Below are 18884 nucleotides of genomic sequence, written 5' to 3'. Positions count from 1 at the left end.
AACAGTAAACGCAAGAATGGCAAAAACTAGCAAAAAAGAAACTTTAGACAAAAAAAAAGACAAACAAGAAGACCATAAAAGATCTTTGAAAATGACCAAACAGCAAAAAATTGTTTTAGGCTGTCTTTTGGTTCTTTTCTCTATTGCACTTTTGGTCGCTTTTATTTCATTTTACGTAAATGGACAATGGCAGACCGATCAAAGCGCAGTAAGCCAGCTGGGGGACCGCGACGAAGTGGTGCAAAACTGGCTTGGTAAATTTGGAGCATATCTTGCAGATCTGATTGTCTACAGAGGCTTTGGAATTGCGTCTTTTGTATTTGTGCGTTTATTTTTCCTTACCGGAATGTTCTTAGCACTAGAACTTTCGACCCAAAAACTTAAAAACACTTGGTTTTGGGATATTTTTGCTATCATTATTGTTTCCGTTTTATTTGGCTTTTTTGCAACTTCTGCACCAGAATTAGGCGGTACAATTGGTTACGAGCTCAATTTATTTTTACAAGATTATATCGGAAAAACAGGAACTTTATTGACACTGCTTTTCGGATTAATTGTGTACTTAATATTCAAAATTAAAGTATCACCAGAAAAAATTCAATCGTATTTTGATTCTACTAAAAAAGAATTCAAATCAGAGCTGGAAACTTTAAAGCCGGTCACTTCACAACCAGAAAGTGCTTATAACCTGGAAGAGTTTGCGGTAGAAGAGCCTGAAAATGATCCTGACTTAGATAATATTCACATCAAAACAGTCGATTCTCAATTCGAAATCAACAAAGAAGCTTTAAAACCAACAATTTCACATTCTTCTGAAATTGAATTGAATCCGATTTTAAAACCAATCACACCTAAGCAAGAAGTACCTGTAGTTGCTCCCGATGAAGCTTTTGTAATCGAAAAAGCAGAAGAAGAAGATATTATCGAAGAAAACTTAGCTTCTCGCCTGGTTGCCGATTTCGGTTTATTTGACCCAACTTTAGATTTATCGAATTACAAATTCCCTACAATTGATTTATTAAAAGAATATTCAACTGGAGGAATTACGATCAACCAAGAAGAATTAGAAGAAAATAAAAACAAAATTGTAGATACGCTTCGTAACTACAAAATCGAAATCGCTCAGATTAAAGCAACCGTTGGACCTTCTGTAACATTGTACGAAATTGTACCAGAAGCCGGAATCAGGATTTCTAAAATCAAGAGTTTAGAAGACGATATCGCCTTATCTCTTTCTGCATTAGGAATTCGTATTATCGCACCAATTCCAGGAAAAGGAACTATTGGTATTGAGGTCCCAAACAAGAATCCAACGATGGTTTCGATGAAAAGTGTTATTGGCGCTGCTAAGTTCCAAGAAGCCGAAATGGAACTGCCAATTGCTTTAGGTAAAACTATCTCAAACGAAACTTTTGTTGTCGATTTAGCCAAAATGCCTCACTTACTAATGGCGGGTGCTACGGGACAAGGAAAATCGGTTGGATTAAATGCGGTTTTAACTTCGCTTTTATATAAAAAACATCCGGCGGAAGTAAAATTTGTTTTGGTCGATCCGAAAAAAGTAGAGCTTACGCTTTTCAATAAAATAGAAAGACATTACCTAGCCAAACTTCCAGATACAGAAGATGCTATTATTACAGACAACGCAAAAGTTGTTAATACTTTAAATTCGCTTTGTACCGAAATGGACAATCGTTATTCTTTATTAAAAGATGCGATGGTTCGTAACATAAAAGAGTACAACGATAAATTTAAAGCAAGAAAATTAAATCCAGAAGCCGGTCATCGCTTTTTGCCTTACATCGTTTTGGTTGTCGATGAGTTTGCCGATTTGATTATGACCGCTGGAAAAGAGGTTGAAATCCCTATTGCACGTCTGGCACAGCTGGCTCGTGCGATCGGTATCCACTTAATTATTGCTACACAAAGACCATCTGTTAATGTTATTACTGGTTTGATTAAAGCCAACTTCCCTGCGAGAATTGCCTTTAGAGTAACGTCTAAAATCGATTCGAGAACTATTTTGGACACACAAGGTGCCGATCAGCTTATCGGACGCGGAGATTTGTTATACACCAACGGAAACGATGTTGTACGTGTACAGTGTGCCTTTATTGATACTCCAGAGGTAGAAAAAATTACAGATTTTATAGGCGGCCAAAAAGCGTATGCTACAGCTTATTTGCTTCCGGAGTTTGTGGGTGAAGAAAGTGGCATTAATCTTGATATAGATATTTCTGAAAGAGATACTTTATTTAGAGAAGCGGCAGAAATTATTGTCAATGCACAGCAAGGTTCTGCTTCATTACTGCAAAGAAAATTAAAGTTAGGTTACAACAGAGCCGGTCGTTTGATCGATCAGCTGGAAGCAGCAGGAATTGTTGGTCCGTTTGAAGGCAGTAAAGCACGTAGTGTTAATATTTTAGATTTAAGTGCTCTTGATCAATTTTTTAATAATGAACAAAATTAATCTCATCATGAAAGCAAAATTTCAAGAAATCAACAACAATTCTATCACAAACATGACTAAAAAGTGTTTTCAAATGGCAGTTATATTGCTTTTGAGCTTCACCTCTATTCAGGCGCAGGATAAAAAAGCTAAGGATTTATTGAACGAAGTGACTTCTAAAATAAAAAGCTACGATAATATTGTTATCGATTTTAAATATTCACTAAATAATAGCAAAGAAAACATAAATCAAGACAGTAAAGGAAATGTTACCATGAAAGGCAATCAATACGTATTGAATTTTATGGGCGTTACTAAAATTTTTGACGGTCAAAAAACCTACACTATTGTTCCAGAAGACGAAGAAGTTACTATTTCTAAAGTAAATGAAAAAGATGACAATGCTATCACGCCTTCAAAAATGCTTACGTTCTTTAATTCTGGCTATAAATACACGATGGACATTGTACAAAATGTAAAAGGAAGAAAAATTCAATACATCAAATTGGCACCAACATCTGGGAAAGACCAAAGAAAAGAAATTTTGTTAGGTATTGATGTTCAGACAAAACACATTTACAATTTGATTGAAACAGGAAAAAACGGAACAAAAACAACTTTAACCGTTAATTCTTTTAAAACCAATCAGCCATTGTCAAAAAATCAATTTACATTTGTAGCGAGTAAATACCCGAAATACTACATTAATAAATTAGATTAATTACAAGGTTGAAAATTTTAGACAAATACTTACTAAAAACTTTTCTGATTACATTTACTACGGTATTTGTAATCCTTTTTTTTATATTCATTTTACAGACTGTCTGGCTGTTTATTTCTGAACTTGCCGGTAAAGATCTTGATTTACTTTTGGTTGTAAAATTCCTGCTTTTCTCTATGCCGAGAATTATCCCGCTGGTTTTACCGCTTTCTGTTTTATTGGCATCGATTATGACTTTCGGAAATTTAGCCGAGAATTATGAATTCGCCGCCATGAAATCTTCTGGAATATCTTTACAGAGAGCCATGAGGGTTTTAATTGTATTTATCTGCATTTTGAGCATTGTTGCCTTTTGGTTTGCCAACAATGTTATTCCGTATGCGGAATATAAATTCGTTAACTTCAGAAAAAATATTGCGCAAGCCAAACCCGCTATGGCGATCGCAGAAGGTCAGTTTAACGACGTTGGTTTTTACAATATTAAAGTTGTAAAAAAATCGGGAGAAAACGGAAACCATCTTACTGGCGTAACCATTCATGAAAAGCCTAATAATATGGGCGAAAACAAAACGGTTATTAAAGCTAAAGATGGAGAATTGATCAGTAATGAAAAATCAAGTATTTTAAAATTAGTTTTAAACGATGGTTATTATTACCAAGATGTTACTCCAAAAAAATACGAAGAGCGAGCCAAACTGCCTTTTATAAAAGGAGCTTTTAAAAAGCACATCATCAATATTGATTTGTCTGAACTAAATAAAGTTGATGACAGCAAAGAAAGCATCAACAGCACTAACGGAATGCTGAATGTAAACGAACTTCGATACACGTTAGATTCCTTAAACAAAAATCTAGATAACGAGATTCTTTCTTTTTCAGAAAACATTAATCAGCGCGTTGGAATAAGAAAACCGCCAACTTCAGTAAAAAAAGATTTTAAGAAAAAAGAACTGCCTGCAAACCTTCTTTCTCTATACAACAGTAAAGAAAAAGCAGACATTCTAAAAATGGCTGCCAGCAATATTACAAGTAATATTTACACTATTGAGACTACTCAAAAAGATCTAAAAGATAAACAAAGAGAAATTAACAAGCACATGAATGCGCTGTACGAAAAATTCGTAATTACCTTTGCCTGTTTTTTAATGTTCTTTATTGGTGCTCCTTTGGGCGCTATTATTAGAAAAGGCGGACTTGGGCTTCCGATTGTATTTGCCGTTTTAATCTTCATTACCTTCCACTTCATCAATACTTTTGGAAAAAGATTGTCGCAGGAAGGCGGAATGACTCCGTTTATGGGATCATGGATGTCGTCGTTTATTTTGTCGCCGCTGGCAATTCTACTTACGTATCGCGCAACCAACGACAACGGGTTAATCAATTTTGATGCAATTACGACGCCGATTTCACTATTTTTTCAAAAAATTTCCGAGCGCTTTTTCCCAGCTCAAAACAAAGAATAATTATGTCAACAACTAAAATACAATTGAACACCATTGAAGAAGCTATAGAAGATATTCGTCAAGGTAAAGTTATCATTGTAGTCGATGATGAAGATCGCGAAAATGAGGGTGATTTTTTGGCTGCTGCCGAAAAAGTAACTCCTGAGATGATTAACTTTATGGCAACTCACGGCCGCGGTTTGATCTGTACACCACTTACAGAAAGCCGTTGTAAAGAATTGGATCTTCGCGCTATGGTTACTAATAATACGGATCATATGGAAACTGCTTTTACAGTTTCAATCGACTTAAAAGGAAATGGGGTAACAACAGGTATTTCTGCTGCAGACCGCTCTAAAACAGTCGAAGCTTTGGTTGATCCTAACACCAAACCTCACGATCTGGCTCGTCCTGGTCATATTTTTCCGCTTATTGCCAAACAAGGAGGTGTTTTAAGAAGAACCGGACATACAGAAGCTGCCATTGATTTTGCTCGTTTAGCAGGATTTAAACCTGCAGGAGTAATCTGTGAAATCCTGAATGAAGACGGAACAATGTCTCGCCTGCCGGAATTGATTAAAGTGGCTACAAAATTCAATTTGAAATTGGTTTCTATTGAAGATTTAGTTGCTTACAGAATGCAGCACGACAGCTTAATCATTAAAAAAGAAGATTTTGATATTGAAACCCGTTTTGGAACTTTTAGATTAAGAGCTTACGAACAAACCACCAACAAACAAATACATATTGCGCTAACCAAAGGAACCTGGAATTTGGGCGAACCAATCTTAACGAGAATTCACTCTTCGCAGGTAAACAATGATTTATTAGGCACTCTAACCAATAATGCAGAACAACAATTGGACGATATGTTTAAAGTAATCAATGAAAACGGAAAAGGAGCTGTTATTTTTATCAATCAGGATATGACGGCAGTAAATCTTTTAAACAGAATTTCTGAACTTAAATCACTTCAGTCACAAGGCACGTTAAAAGCTCCTAAAGTTATTATTGACAGCAAAGATTACGGAATTGGAGCCCAGATTCTTCATGATATTGATATTTCTAAAATCAGATTGGTTTCTAATACCGAACAGACTAAACGCGTAGGTATGATTGGTTACGGCCTTGAAATAACGGAATACGTAAACTACTAATATGGGTACAATAGAAGAACGAATTATAAAATCTGAAACACGCATTTTTAAAGCTGTTTTCCCAAGCACAACTAATCATTACGACACTTTATTTGGCGGAACTGCACTTCATTTAATGGATGAAGTAGCTTTTATCTGCGCCACGCGTTTCAGCCGCAAAAAAATGGTCACGATTTCTACGGGGCAGATTGACTTTAAAAAAGCAATTCCTGCAGGAACTTTAATCGAATTAGTAGCAAAAGTAGACAGTGTTGGAAGAACGAGCTGTAAAATTCACGTAGACATTTTTATGGAGCAGATGTATTCTGAACTTCGTGAGACGGTAGTTTCTGGAACTTTTTCGTTTGTAGCGGTAGACGAAAACAAGAAACCAGTACCGATTTTAGATGACGAAGCCTAGTTTCTTCAAAAATATCTATTTCCGAAATACTGATAATTAGACAGTTGAAAAATAACTAAAAAAAAGCGCTGAAAAAGTTTTGAGAACCGAAAAAGCGTCTTATATTTGCACTCGCAATCAGATAACGAGAGCGACATACTGGAGAAATGGCAGAGCGGTCGAATGCGGCAGTCTTGAAAACTGTTGACTGTAACAGGTCCGGGGGTTCGAATCCCTCTTTCTCCGCGAAGGCCCGAAAACAAAGGAAAAACAAGATGTTCAAAGTTTTCAAAAAAGGCCAAAAAGAGCGGTAAACCCTGCAAATCCAACGATTTGCAGGGTTTTTTCTTTTATACCATTTTTCAATATTTATAAAATCGAACAAAAACTTTGTGGCGCATTCGTGGCGCATTTTTAAAGTTCGAAGTTGCGCCACAAAATTTCATCTTAAGTCCCGATATCAAAGGGGTTAAGCACGTTTACATCTTGTTTAAATGAGGTTATAATTCTACATTTACTAATCTAATAAGTTGAATTATGCTAGAGAACAGCTTTGGGTTGATTTTCTTTTTGAAAGCACCCCGACACAATGAGAGTAACATTAGAAGTGTCTATTTCAGGATAACCGTTGACGGAATCCCAAAAGAAGCATCCACCAGACGCCAGTGGGACACTGAGCGCTGGAACAAGAAAACCGAAAGAGCAACAGGCACAAAAGAAGATGCCAAGTCGCTGAACTTTTTCCTGGATTCACTCACTGCGAAAATCCATGAAATCAAATCCGAAATTATGTACACCGGAAAACCCATAACTTCCCAAAAGATTATGGATCATGTCATGGGAAGAATAACTCCCAGAGCAAGGGTACTTGAAGAATTTCAAAAACACAATGATGAATTGAAAGCCCTGATCGGCAACGGATATACTGAAGCCACACTGGAGAGATTCAATATTACTAAAAATCACGTAACGGCTTTTATTAAATCTAAATACAATAACAGTGATATTGAATTTGCTGATTTAAATTTTGAATTCATAAAAGACTTTGAATTCTATCTTCGTACCGTAAGGAAATGTGCAAATAATACCACACTTAAATATATTTCCAATTTCAAGAAAATTGTAATACGAGCCATCGATAAAGAAATCATAATTAAAGATCCATTTAAGAATTTTAAAGGAAAGAAAACTAAAATTGTAAAGAAGCCTATATCTGCAAAAGAATTGGCTGAACTGGAAAGACGCCAATTTTCTACTGACCGGCTTAATACCGTTCGTGATATTTTTGTTTTCCAGTGCTACACAGGACTTGCTTATATTGATGCATTTCAGCTCCGGAAAGCTGACATAAAAGATGGCGTTGACGGAAATCAGTGGATTTTATCTGAGAGGCAGAAGACAAATTCTACGGCAAGAATCCCGCTTCTTCCAAAGGCGATCGAAATTCTAGAAAAATACAAAGATCATCCGCTTTGTCTTAAGCGTGGAACTGTACTGCCGGTTTCTTCTAATCAGAAAATGAATGAATACCTTAAAGAAATTGCATCTCTATGCGGTTTTCCATTCACGCTCAATACGCATATGGCACGCAGGACATTTGGAAGTACTGTAACATTGAACAATAACGTCCCCATTAATGTAGTAAAGGAAATGCTCGGACATTCATCAGTCAAACAGACAGAATCTTACGCTATTACAGAGCAGGCTACTATAGGCCGGGAAATGACATTGCTTAATAAAAGGCTACACCCTGAAAAAACTGAAATGTCACAGGAAGATCTAACAGCACTGATTAGACTGGAGAATGAATTAGAATTCATTAAAGAGAAATATAAGATACCATCCTCTTAGAATATAATCTCTAAAATAATTTGATATAAAAAGAAAGAGGTTATCTCAATTATGAGATAACCTCTTTTGATATAATTCAACTTCACTTCTATAATCAGGATGATAAGAAGGCATATACTTAATATAGCCCAAATCCTGAAGTTGTTTCAAATATTTATGATAAGTGGGCAGTGTATTGATATGTGACAATAACATGAGCTTGCGACGGCTGACTTTAATTCTCTGCCTTTCTCCCTGCCTATATCCCAAAGTTAGAATTGCTGTTAAAATAGCCAAATGCCAAACGTTGAGCTGCGGATCATCCATATAAACAGATAAGCAATCTATTACTTGGTGTTCGCTTATATTATTAATTTGACTCATCTTTGAAAAGTTTTAGCAGATCTTCTTTATTGTAGTAGTACGAGCCAAGCACTTTTTTGAAACGGACTTTCTGTGTCATTCGAAGATTTTGAACTGAACCTGCAGAAATATCAAGCAGTTTCCTGACAGCTTTACTTTTTAACCACTCTGGTTCCAAAGGTTCTTTCCGTCCAGAATCCTTATCTTTAAATACAGCCTGTATTTTATCTAATAGAAGAAGACCAAACTGTCTCAGATCTTCTTTGGTTACAATTTCATTCATAGTACAATTTCATAAAATTATTAATTGCAGAATCTTTAGATGTCCGCATCAGCTGAAAACAAAAAATATACTTCACTGCCACGATTTTTTTTAAAAGATGGGCTATACTTTATGTATCCATACTGATGAAGTTCCTGGACACATTTATGATACGTATTTGCTGAAGAAACTTTTGCAATAACAATAATCTCCGAGCTGAATACAAAAATTGGATTAATAAAGCCCTTAACGGATCTAAATTGTAATAGAGCTGCATAAATGGCAATATGCATCGGACTAATCCGGTAATCATTCTCTATTGCGGTGAAAAAATCCGATAAAGGCTTTAATTTTTCCATAACTTTTAAAGTGAAGGAATTTTTCTTTTCTTTACTTTATTATCTTTCCTCCCTGAATCACCTTCATCAGAATCTAGATTTTTTTTTTGATCTTTAGATACTGATTCTTTTTGAGATTCAGCCTTTTTTTCTTCCTTGCTCTCTCGATGATTAATTCTTTGTAAATTTTCATCATAAAAATTAACAGTCTTAAACTGGGGATTTGCCTCCACATACATTTTACTTTCAGTACCGCCGACAACAAAAGTCGCCGACTGAAGGTTTCCTTTCTTTAGCGAATTCAAAAGGTCTTCTTTATACTTCGGAGTATTCAGTTCCTTGATTGAATGTTTTGCCAGACTTGCTTCCAGATCATACCCGTAGTTCTGATGGTATTGATTGAGTTTAAAATTTCCCTGAGAATCTGATTCTTTGAAGTTCATTTTTAACCAGCAATTGTAGCTCTCCCCTTCTTTATTTTTAAGATCTTTATTGACAGATCTGCCTTCCATCAAATTATAAGCCTCTTTCATTGTAATACTGGCGCTGTCTTTGTTGATGTAAAAGGTGTGTTCCAGACCAGGCTTGTTCTCTTCTTTCTGCAGATTGACGTGATAGGAATTAAAAAAGTACATATCTGTCTGCTCAGATTTTTTGAAATTTAAATCTACAGTTAGGATATCTTTATTTGGAACACCATTGTTCATAATGCCGGTATGCATGATTTTAAAATCCTGATCACCTTTCATCATTTTCTCTCTAAGTTCAGCATCAAACGTCTCTCCAAAACCAGTGTATTTCAGCTGGTCTTTCAGGAATTCAAAATTTTTCTGATTCATAATATTTGTATTTAAGTTGTTATCTAATATTTCTTTGCTCTCCCTAAATAGCTTAGCAAATCCATTAAGCTCAAAAGCTTCATTATCGGATGTATTAATTCCGCTCTCTAAAACTGCTCGTAAATCATCAATAACTGATTCAACCGGCAGGCTCTGAAAATAATTCGCATCATTGGTCATAACCAGACAGTACTCCTTCGCATCCAATGGGTTTCTAAAAAACTCAATTGTGTCGGTATCAGTTACCTCATCGGTATTAAAGGCGGCAAATCGATGACCGTTATAAGCCATTTCCTCAGCAAACGACAGCATCATTTCAGTGTCAGCTAAATTGATTATCATAATTTATTTTAAAGCTTAAAAAGTGTCACTGCTTAATTCGGAAATCGGAAAAACCAGGTCAGTCAGATTATTATTTATATCTACTTCCAAATGTCTTCCGCCGTTTTTTTCAATCATCTGAATTGTTAGATACTTATTCTCAGGTATAGTAAATTTCTCCAGCGCATAGACTTTTATTATTTCAGATTTATAAGGAATTACAGGAGATGATGAAGTTGCATACAAAGGCTCCAATTCAATTTCCTGCGACGCGGTACGTTTTGATTTTCTCTTATCCCTGATAAAAAAACGAAACTGATCAATATCGTAGTTAATCTTTGATTTGTTTTCAAAAACAACACGCAGATACAAAACATTCTGCTGGATAAAAATGCCGTTCACCTCCAGTCTGATCTGATACTTTGATTTTTTTAGACCACTTATTTTTTTCTTTTTGGAATACGCAGCCCAAGCACACTGTTCCGTTCTTTTCTGATTTTCGTTTTCTAAAGAAAACAGCACGTCCCTGCTTGCAGCCACTGCATTTTCAGCCTTAAAATTTAAGTCAGGGCACGAATCGTCATAATTCAGTACAAAAACGTACAATTTCCCGTCAGATGTTACAACTGTCAGATTGGTCTGGATAAAATGCTGTTTAGCAGCTTTTACAAGTAGTATATTCTCAACTCCCTTTGCTTTCTGGACAAGAACTTCTGCGCTTCCTTTATCTATGCTCTTGATTGTATAGGGAAAAATAATACTTGTGGTTTTAGAAAAACCTACTTGTAGATTTTTATACTGGTCTTCGTAAAAGGCAGTTTCCTTTGCGTTTGACTGTGGATTAACTGAAACACAAACCAGCAGTAAGCTGATTAAAAACAAATAATTCGCTCTTTTCATATTTTCTCTCTTTTAAGGTTTTAAATTCTTTTGCTTTTCGTCATACAGCAGCACCTGATACCCTGCCTTTACAACCACTTTTATGAGTTTTACCTTTTTGCTCATCAGACTTTTGGCTGCCTCGATGCCCATACCTGCGGCCTGTACACCCCAAGAATCCGAAATCCCGGTAAGACCGAGTGTCTGGATAGAACGATCGGCAGATGCTTTAGCCACATCCCTGTTAATCGCTCCGGGAATATAGATACCGTCAATCCCGTCCAAATCATAGACTGCCAGCTCGACGGGAAATATCGAATTATTGTACTGGATGTTTGTGATTTTTACCTCCAGTCTCTCTCCTTTTAAAGACGCCATACCATACAGAAAAGTATTTCTGGGTATCATTGTTCCTTGGAGAAAAATATCATTCGTGAGTCTTAATTTAACCACCGAGCCATTGACAATAGTCTGCGTCTGATGCACAACTGCTTCAATAGAATTTTGTATTTCTTCAGCAGGCTGCGCGTCGTCCAGAGAATAAAATTCATTTGTTTTCAAAGAGGTCTGCCAATCGGCATTCCGCTGAAGTGAGCTTATGTTATTCTCTGCTTCTTTTTTCTGCACTGAATATATTTTGCCTTTTTTGCTCTCAGATGTTTGTTTAAGCCTTTCCTGCACGCGCTGCGGATGCTGTATATCCAAAATATTTTCCAGCATGCCGCCTAATTGCTGAAGTTCCGGATCAGGTTCCTGGGGCGTGCTCATCGTCGACATTAGCCCTTCAAGTTTTTTAATCTCTTCCGATTCTCCACGAGAAGTGCCGTAATTTTCAAATTCCCTCATGTCCTGACCGTAAGGAGGGACAGCAGGCTGGCTGATTATGTTTTCAAGAGCCCTCAGCTTTTCATAAACTTTCTGTTCATTGCGGTCCTGAAAAGACTGAGAATTAAAAGCTGATCTGTTTTTTGGAAGCATCCGGGATTCAAAATCACTTGTGGAAAAAGAATCTGCTTTATCTTCCGAGACTTTATTATCAATATAGTTAGGATCTTTTTTTATCTGCTCGCGCAGTTTTATCGAATCAACTGCTGCCTGATCGTAATAGCTCATCTTATCCAGTGCTGAATCTTCTTTAAATTTAGGCAGCGGCAGATGAAAATTGAATCCTTTCCTTTCGTCGTTCCCTGCCATCTTGGATTCCATTCTTCCGCCGCCTAATGAATAAAATAAGAATGTGAGAAATGGAAATGCTATAAGAGGCAGCATTAAAAGCATCTTTCTCTTTTTAGATTCCTTTGGAGATAATGTTTTCTCTTGCATAATTTTAGTTTTTTAAATTGATTGTCTTAATTTTTGAAGCTGTTGAAACCTCAGCTTCTTTATAAAATGTCCTATACAGGTTATAAATTAAATAACCCGATGTCAAAACCGTAAAGAACAGAAGTCCCCAGATCAGTTTTGTTTTAGAGAGCCCATCTGTGACTCTCTTCATTTTTTCTGCCCATCTTTTCTGCAATAGCAGATAATTCTTGTGATACACAAAAGGCTCAGTCTGTCTTGTAAAAAAGGATTTCATAAATCTCTATTTTCTGGTTTCTGCGGAAAGATCTTTGTTTTCAATCGTATTAAACCGCTCGATAAGAAAACCATGCGGATTATTATCGCTTCTTGATACATTCCGAAGCGCACCTTCTGTAAGCAGGCTTCTTTTCAAAATACTGGTAGTACGGATAATGTTCTGTCTGGCATAACATCTAAAACGGTAGGGATATTCACGGATATCAATGCTCACACTGTCAATCTGGATGGTCTGGCTGATATTTCCTGATATAATACCCGAATAAAAATTGTTTTCCTTTAGGTCATCATAAATCCGTTTTGCACTGTCGTCTGCCAGATATAGCGCTTTTGTGATATTAGTTTTAATGACCTTTTCATCAGGATCAAGGGTAAAGAAAAACTTGTGAAAGGTTTTCACATGGTCCCTTGCTTCAACAGCAATGTTATCTTTTCTTTCCGAAGCGTAAGCTTCCAGCGCTTTGCCGTTTGCCAGAATATATACTTTATCCTGCATAAGGCTCACTGTCTGGAAACTTTTATAGACAGCATAGCAGCTTATTATGATGCAGCCTGCAATTACAAGCATCGTGAAACCTCTCACATATCTAAATGCCGTATCAATGTTTTTCATTTTGGTAAACATATGCTTCTATTATTAAGTCTGTTTAGAATTTCCTTTAAGCCTGTCATTCATATAGTTTCCTTTATCAGTAAAATAAGGACTGCTTCCTGCTGTCGCAGCCATGCTGCTGGTCATTCTCCGATCCGCATCTCCCATCGCATCAGCAGTCATTCCAACCGCATTTGAAGAGGTTCTCACAACAGAACTAGCTGAATTTCCAAACAGCCTTGTCACCTTATGACCCAAGGCTCCTCCTCCGCCTGCATGAACTATATAATTGGCAACAGAAGGCACGGTAAAATATCCTATGATACCTATTATCATGAAAATTAAATATGACATATCGGTCCTGCTGAAAAAAGTGTCACCTGTTGCCTGCACCTGCGAGAGGTCCAGCTTGAGCATGAGTTCCTGAATCTTTCCGATTATGCTTCCGAATATATTGGCCACGGGAAGCCACAGGTAAATATTGATATATCGGGCAAGCCAGACAGTGAGCGTGTGCTGGAAACCGTCAAATACCGCTATTCCAAATACCAGCGGCCCTAAAATGGAAAGCACCACCAGCTGAAATGTCCGAAGGGTGTCAATGCATAAGGCGGCCGCTTCAAACAAAACCCTCAGCACCTCGCTCAGCCATTCCTTGACCGAATTTCGAAAACTGTAAGAAGCTTTTTCCATCGCAAATTTGACATCATTGCCTATGCCTGCGAGCATGCTCTCATCCGATGGATCAGCACCGTCATGCGTATACTTATACCATCTGTCACGATCACCCGTACCTGCAGTCCCGACATACATCTTCCATGGATCGGTTTCTTTAATTGCTTTTTCTTTCTCTTTAAGCAGAACAGCAACTGCATTGTTAGAGCCTGTTACCATAGCTGCAGTAGCTGTAACAGTTGGTTTCATAACTCCGTTAATTAGTGCTAGGACCGACGGAAAAATCATAATGCAGAATCCTATTACAAAGGGACGGAAGAGCGGATAAAAATCGATAGGTTCTGCACTTGCAATATGCCTCCATACGCGTGAGGCGATGTACCATATAGTTCCAAAGCCTGCTATTCCCTGCCCTACTGCTATAAGATTAGAACACAAAGGCATCATTTCATCATAAAGCTGTTCTAAAACCCCATGAAGACTACTCATATCATCACCAAGTCCCTGAGCCATGATCCTGAATGGAAACAATAATACCATAAGCACCGCTGATACTACTTTTTTATTTAATAACATCTTCATTCTTTAGTCTTTAAATGTCTGTAATCCTCTTGACGCGTAAACATCATTTTTCTCCCTTGCCCGCTGTAGAGCCAGCACGTTCGACGTGGTATTAAAGTTTCTGAGAAAAAGCAGTTTATCCTGCATCTGCTCATAGATATCGTCAACTGCCTTTAGTCTTTCGTCGTCCGACATCCTGAGCTTATCTGCTGTTATGATCATCGTAAGTTCATCGAGATTTCGCAGGCTCTGATTAAGCAGGTTTCCGTAAACTTTCTCAAAGTAATTTATTTCCTGTCCGCTGAAATTTCCGCTTTTTATAAATCGGTTCATTCCGTTGCGGCTTTCCTTGACTATTGAAATCTGATATTCTACTATGTCTGCTACCCTTTTGTAATTCTTTACCGCTGGACTTACCTGCATAAGCGCATCTAGAAAAGTTTTATGCAGGCTGAAGTTTCCTTCAGTCATATCTTTCACCGTTTTGTATCCACCTGAAAGCAGCTCATATCCCTTTTTCATGTCACTTAGAATTTTCTTGAACTGGGATAGCTTTTCGATATTCAAAATCAGCTGCTGAATTTCTGCTGACTGCCCCATTGATTTAACTGGAATCATTAACAAAGTGATCAATATTGTCAAAATCAAAATCTTTTTCATAGTAGCTTAATTTATAATCCATATAATTCATCAACATTCTTAGAATCCTTTTTATCGGCAGATTTTGAAACCGACAGCAGTCTGGCATCCCTGCTGAAAGAAAGACAGAAATTATAATCCTCCAGCATAGTTTTGTGCAGAAGATCAATGCGCTCAAGCCTCTGGTCATCTTTTAGTTCCAGTTCTGCATCGGTGGTAATAACAAGCAGCTGGTCAATAGTCTGGCTGCAGTTCTGAAGAAGTTTCTCAAAAGACCTCTCTATATAGTCCAGTTCATTACCATGAAACAAATCAACAGTTTTAAGATCTGACAAAGTCTTTCTACAGAGTTTCATTATTTTAAACTGCATGGAAATGATCTCAACAGTTTTATAATAATTCCGAACCTTTGGATTGATTTTTAAAAGTGAAGTAAAATAGTCACCATGCAGGTTGACTTCACCTTTTCTCGCATCCCCAATAAAATTGAGTCCCTTTGATACTGCCGAATATCCTTTCTTTGCATAGTCAATATAAACCTGAAGTGCCGCTATTTGAAGGATTAGTTCCTTCCTCTGCTTTGCCTGCCCGCTCATACTTTGATTAAAAACACAGAGCGCTACTAGTAGTACAGCTATCTTTTTCATGTTTTTTTTATTGAATTATGGAATTCCGTAAAATTGTTTCACTTGGTTTACATCTGCTTCTGTTTTGGCCCTCTGAAGACTCAGCAGTATGTTCTGCTGGTTAAACATTGTAAGGTCGTCGTAGTTCCCATCAATCTGATCAGCAGCCTTGTTGATGATTTCAATACGTTTGAGATCGCTCATCTGGGTGGCAAAAGAATCCAGAATCAAAAAAATCTGGTCGATATTCTTCACACTTTCCTCGAGTATTCCTGTATATACGCGCTCCATATACTGGATTTCGCTGTCTTTAAAATGGGTATCCTGCTTGAAAAGATTCCAAGCTCTTTCATATTCCTGAACAAGCTGTGTCTGCTTTTTGGTAATCTCTCTTATCCTCTGATAGTAGGTAATAATTGACTTTACTTTTGCGAGTTCTTCATAGTAGCCTTTGTAAAGATCTTTCTGTTTCTGAGTCCAGTCCGAGATCTCATCGAGCTTCAATTTGGAAAGTACATTTTCCACATGCTTCTGTGCATTCTGAAGCCAGATCGTTTTATTCTGTAGCCGCTGGATTCTCAGGTCAATGGCTTTAATCACCTTTTTCGTAACAGCTTTTACAATTTCCAGTATCGGCAATACCGCAACTTTTTCCGCAGGTCTTGCCGAGGTGCCGACTAGCAGCAGGCAGACCATCAAGACTATTAATTTCTTTTTCATTATTCCTTTTCATTTAATTCCATTTCTCATATCCTGAGCCATTGCGGCTATTCCTTTCTTTATTTCCCCGCCAAACTTCTTCGCATAGGCATTCATTTTCACTTTCTCGCTTTCCTCTGTTGTATAAGCTAAGTATTCCTCCAGCGAAACTTCGGTTCTATAGACCTTTGAAAGCATCCCTCCCAGAGAGATAAACACTTCTTTGTATTTCCTGGCTGGATCATTGGCTTTATTTACAGAAAGTACAAGTGCCTTTTCTTTGTCTGTAAGTCCAAGCAGCTCCTGAATCTGGTCAAACTTATTCTGATATTTGCTCTGGTCCAGAAGGATCTTGCAGTCGCTGTTGTTGATAATTGCCTGCTTGACCACTGGCGAAGAAATAATATCCTCTACCTCCTGCGTGACCACTATCGCTTCCCCGAAGAATTTACGCACAGTCTTAAATAAATATTTTATATAATCCGCCATCCCTTCTTTTGCTATGGCTTTCCATGCTTCCTCAATAAGTATCATTTTTCGGATACCCTTAAGTTTTCTCATCTTGTTTATAAAAACTTCCATTATTATGATGGTCACTACTGGAAAAAGAATCGGATGGTCTTTGATATTATCAAGCTCGAAGACAATAAACCTTTCTTTTAGAAGGTCCAGATTTTCTGTCGCGTTCAGTAGATAATCAAACTCGCCTCCCTTGTAATAAGGCCTGAGTACATAAAGAAAATTATTCACATCAAAGTCCTTCTCCTTTACTTTATCTCCTTCCAAAATTGAAATAAAATCCACCTTCAGGAAATCATAGAAGCTATTGAAACAGGGAAATATCTCTGCATTATTATCCAATTTCTCGTAATAAAGCTGAAGGGCATTTGAGAGCGCTACATACTCGCTCCGGTTAAAGGTTTCGTCGTCTTTTTTCCAGAGTGCGAGCAGAAGCGTTTTAATGCTCTCTTTTTTCTCCGTATCCAGACTGTCTCCTTCTGAAATATAAAATGGGTTAAAACGGATAGGATTCTTTTCATCGTAAGTAAAATAATAACCGTTTACCATATCGCAGAGCCCTTTATAGCTGTGCCCGACATCCACCAGCACAATATGCGTTCCCTGCTCGTAATAGCTTCTCACCATATGATTGGTAAAAAAGGACTTGCCGCTGCCCGAAGGTCCCAATATAAACTTATTGCGATTGGTGCAGATTCCCATCTTAACAGGCTCATCACTGATATCAACATGAACTGGTTTTCCTGTCAGCCTGTCTCCCAGCCTGATACCGCACGGGCTCAGCGAAGATTTATATCCCGTTTCCATATTCAGAAAGCATACCGCCTGTTCAGTAAAGGTGTCGAAGGTGTCATTCATGGGAAAGTCCGCAGCATTTCCCGCAATTCCAGCCCAATAGATCTGAGGAGCTCCGACAGTTTCCTGCTTGGCAGCCGCATCCATCTGCGCAAGAGCTGATGAAACTTTGTTTTTAATCTCTTTCAAGTCTTCCTTATCCGTGCTCCAGGCCAGTACATTAAAATGGGCTTTAACCGGAAGCCTCTGCTGTGATACTGCCTCGTTCAAGAAATCATTCGTCGCATCCCTGGCAATCATATTCTCCCGGCTGTAGGCAGAGAGTGACTGCAGTCTGAGTCGCTTGCTTTCCAGCTTTTGGATGGTTTTCTGTGAATCCTCAATGAAGATATACTGATTGTAAATATGATTACAGGATAAGAGCTGGCCGAGGGTTGATGCAAAACCAATACTGAATTTGGTCTTATCGGTTGAATAGCGGTCAAAATTGATTCTCGATCCGCATAATCCAGGCAGATCAGCTGCATCACCAAGAGTAAAGAGCTGACAGTGTTTATCCCCTACCGCTAATCCCTCATCAAACCTTATATCCTTAAATACGAATGAATCTTCACGCTCTGACAAAAAACAATACTTTTCCACCAGCCCTATTCTTCTGCTCTCGCTTCTAAGCGATTCATTTTGCAGACGCTCCAGCTTTATAAATCCGCTGTCTTCCATAATTCTCTTAAACTGGCCGCAGGTATCTGCAAAATCCTGCAAAAGCTGCGGTTTTAAGGTTTCCTCGGGTACTATGGAACTTCTAAGCAGATTAGAAAACAATGAGGTTGCATTTCTTCTTCCCGCCGGTTTCTTGGTCAGCATGATATAGCAGGAATGATCCAGAAATGGTCTCTCGTTAAAGAAACGCTCGCTGCTTCTGGTCAGAAAACTGCTGTCTTCACTTAAAAAATCAGCTCTATAAGCACTCTCTAAAAACCAGTCCTGTTTATGAAACACACAAAACTTCGGCAGCACCTTTAACGCCTTTATCCATGACTGGTGGAAAGCTTCATACTCCTGGTCTGACAGCGTAAAAATTTCAGGCAGTTCTGCCTTAAAAACTATAGTTACATCGCCCTGTTTTGATAAAATACAATCATGCTCCACTGCCATAACCGGCAGCTGCTCTTCCATCCTCTTCTCCATCCTTTCTCTATTATATCATTAACTCTCTA

The 18884-nt window shown here is 37.7% G+C and carries 19 protein-coding genes and 1 tRNA gene; 7 read left to right on the top strand and 13 right to left on the bottom strand.

The window, feature by feature from the left end:
- Positions 1 to 16: 16 nt before the first annotated feature.
- The 7 genes from C4F50_RS00845 to C4F50_RS00815 all read left to right on the top strand — a co-directional run bounded on the left by C4F50_RS00845 (position 17) and on the right by C4F50_RS00815 (position 7999).
- The gene (locus tag C4F50_RS00845; protein WP_193844545.1) at positions 17 to 2470 is read left to right on the top strand and encodes a DNA translocase FtsK; all 2454 of its coding nucleotides are present in this window, start codon (positions 17 to 19) and stop codon (positions 2468 to 2470) included.
- Between the two features lie 73 nt (positions 2471 to 2543).
- Positions 2544 to 3170 (top strand): outer membrane lipoprotein periplasmic chaperone LolA1, encoded by a 627-nt coding sequence (gene lolA1 / locus C4F50_RS00840; protein ID WP_489114252.1) that lies wholly within the window; start codon positions 2544 to 2546, stop codon positions 3168 to 3170.
- An 8-nt stretch (positions 3171 to 3178) separates the two neighbouring features.
- Complete coding sequence (locus tag C4F50_RS00835) at positions 3179 to 4633, top strand: LptF/LptG family permease (RefSeq protein ID WP_193844544.1); 1455 nt, start codon at positions 3179 to 3181, stop codon at positions 4631 to 4633.
- A gap of 2 nt (positions 4634 to 4635) precedes the next feature.
- Positions 4636 to 5769 carry a 3,4-dihydroxy-2-butanone-4-phosphate synthase gene (ribB, locus tag C4F50_RS00830; protein ID WP_193844543.1) on the top strand — a complete coding sequence of 378 codons (1134 nt, stop codon included), beginning with the start codon at positions 4636 to 4638 and terminating at the stop codon, positions 5767 to 5769.
- A 1-nt stretch (position 5770) separates the two neighbouring features.
- The gene (locus C4F50_RS00825) at positions 5771 to 6169 is read left to right on the top strand and encodes an acyl-CoA thioesterase (RefSeq protein WP_193844542.1); all 399 of its coding nucleotides are present in this window, start codon (positions 5771 to 5773) and stop codon (positions 6167 to 6169) included.
- Positions 6170 to 6309: 140 nt separating this feature from the next.
- Positions 6310 to 6394: transfer RNA gene (locus C4F50_RS00820), tRNA-Ser, on the top strand.
- A 291-nt stretch (positions 6395 to 6685) separates the two neighbouring features.
- Complete coding sequence (locus tag C4F50_RS00815; RefSeq protein ID WP_193844541.1) at positions 6686 to 7999, top strand: site-specific integrase; 1314 nt, start codon at positions 6686 to 6688, stop codon at positions 7997 to 7999.
- A gap of 45 nt (positions 8000 to 8044) precedes the next feature.
- Here C4F50_RS00815 and C4F50_RS00810 read toward each other — a convergent pair whose 3' ends face one another.
- From C4F50_RS00810 to C4F50_RS00750, 13 genes are read right to left on the bottom strand one after another with little or no spacing between them, the layout of a single operon-like run.
- Entirely contained in the window at positions 8045 to 8362 is a 318-nt protein-coding gene (locus C4F50_RS00810) for a hypothetical protein (protein ID WP_228011932.1), read from the bottom strand.
- Positions 8349 to 8624, bottom strand: a complete 276-nt coding sequence (locus C4F50_RS00805) for a MerR family transcriptional regulator (RefSeq protein WP_193844540.1) — start codon at positions 8622 to 8624, stop codon at positions 8349 to 8351. Before C4F50_RS00805 ends, C4F50_RS00810 begins: the two co-directional genes overlap by 14 nt.
- A 35-nt stretch (positions 8625 to 8659) precedes the next feature.
- On the bottom strand, positions 8660 to 8962 hold the full coding sequence (locus C4F50_RS00800; protein WP_193844539.1) for a hypothetical protein: 303 nt from the start codon (positions 8960 to 8962) through the stop codon (positions 8660 to 8662).
- Positions 8963 to 8967: 5 nt separating this feature from the next.
- Entirely contained in the window at positions 8968 to 10122 is a 1155-nt protein-coding gene (locus C4F50_RS00795; RefSeq protein ID WP_193844538.1) for a hypothetical protein, read from the bottom strand.
- 15 nt (positions 10123 to 10137) lie between these two features.
- Positions 10138 to 11001 (bottom strand): conjugative transposon protein TraN, encoded by an 864-nt coding sequence (traN, locus tag C4F50_RS00790; RefSeq protein ID WP_193844537.1) that lies wholly within the window; start codon positions 10999 to 11001, stop codon positions 10138 to 10140.
- A gap of 12 nt (positions 11002 to 11013) precedes the next feature.
- Complete coding sequence (gene traM, locus C4F50_RS00785) at positions 11014 to 12303, bottom strand: conjugative transposon protein TraM (RefSeq protein WP_193844536.1); 1290 nt, start codon at positions 12301 to 12303, stop codon at positions 11014 to 11016.
- Between the two features lie 4 nt (positions 12304 to 12307).
- Positions 12308 to 12559: a hypothetical protein gene (locus C4F50_RS00780; protein ID WP_193844535.1), complete on the bottom strand. Its 252-nt coding sequence runs from the start codon at positions 12557 to 12559 to the stop codon at positions 12308 to 12310.
- A gap of 6 nt (positions 12560 to 12565) precedes the next feature.
- Positions 12566 to 13186 carry a conjugative transposon protein TraK gene (traK, locus tag C4F50_RS00775; RefSeq protein ID WP_193844534.1) on the bottom strand — a complete coding sequence of 207 codons (621 nt, stop codon included), beginning with the start codon at positions 13184 to 13186 and terminating at the stop codon, positions 12566 to 12568.
- Between the two features lie 12 nt (positions 13187 to 13198).
- Positions 13199 to 14410 carry a conjugative transposon protein TraJ gene (traJ, locus tag C4F50_RS00770; protein ID WP_193844533.1) on the bottom strand — a complete coding sequence of 404 codons (1212 nt, stop codon included), beginning with the start codon at positions 14408 to 14410 and terminating at the stop codon, positions 13199 to 13201.
- Positions 14411 to 14413: 3 nt separating this feature from the next.
- Complete coding sequence (locus tag C4F50_RS00765) at positions 14414 to 15049, bottom strand: TerB family tellurite resistance protein (protein WP_193844532.1); 636 nt, start codon at positions 15047 to 15049, stop codon at positions 14414 to 14416.
- Between the two features lie 11 nt (positions 15050 to 15060).
- Entirely contained in the window at positions 15061 to 15675 is a 615-nt protein-coding gene (locus C4F50_RS00760) for a hypothetical protein (protein ID WP_193844531.1), read from the bottom strand.
- Between the two features lie 15 nt (positions 15676 to 15690).
- Entirely contained in the window at positions 15691 to 16374 is a 684-nt protein-coding gene (locus tag C4F50_RS00755) for a conjugal transfer protein TraI (protein ID WP_193844530.1), read from the bottom strand.
- Positions 16375 to 16383: 9 nt separating this feature from the next.
- A complete protein-coding gene (locus C4F50_RS00750) occupies positions 16384 to 18855 on the bottom strand; it encodes a TraG family conjugative transposon ATPase (protein WP_193844529.1) in 2472 nt (823 codons plus the stop codon).
- Positions 18856 to 18884 lie beyond the last annotated feature (29 nt).

It is taken from the genome of Flavobacterium hungaricum (genome assembly GCF_015182285.1).
Taxonomy (GTDB): Bacteria; Bacteroidota; Bacteroidia; order Flavobacteriales; family Flavobacteriaceae; genus Flavobacterium; species Flavobacterium hungaricum.
Note: the sequence above shows the minus strand (reverse complement) of the source record. Positions and strands in the feature narration are given on the sequence as shown.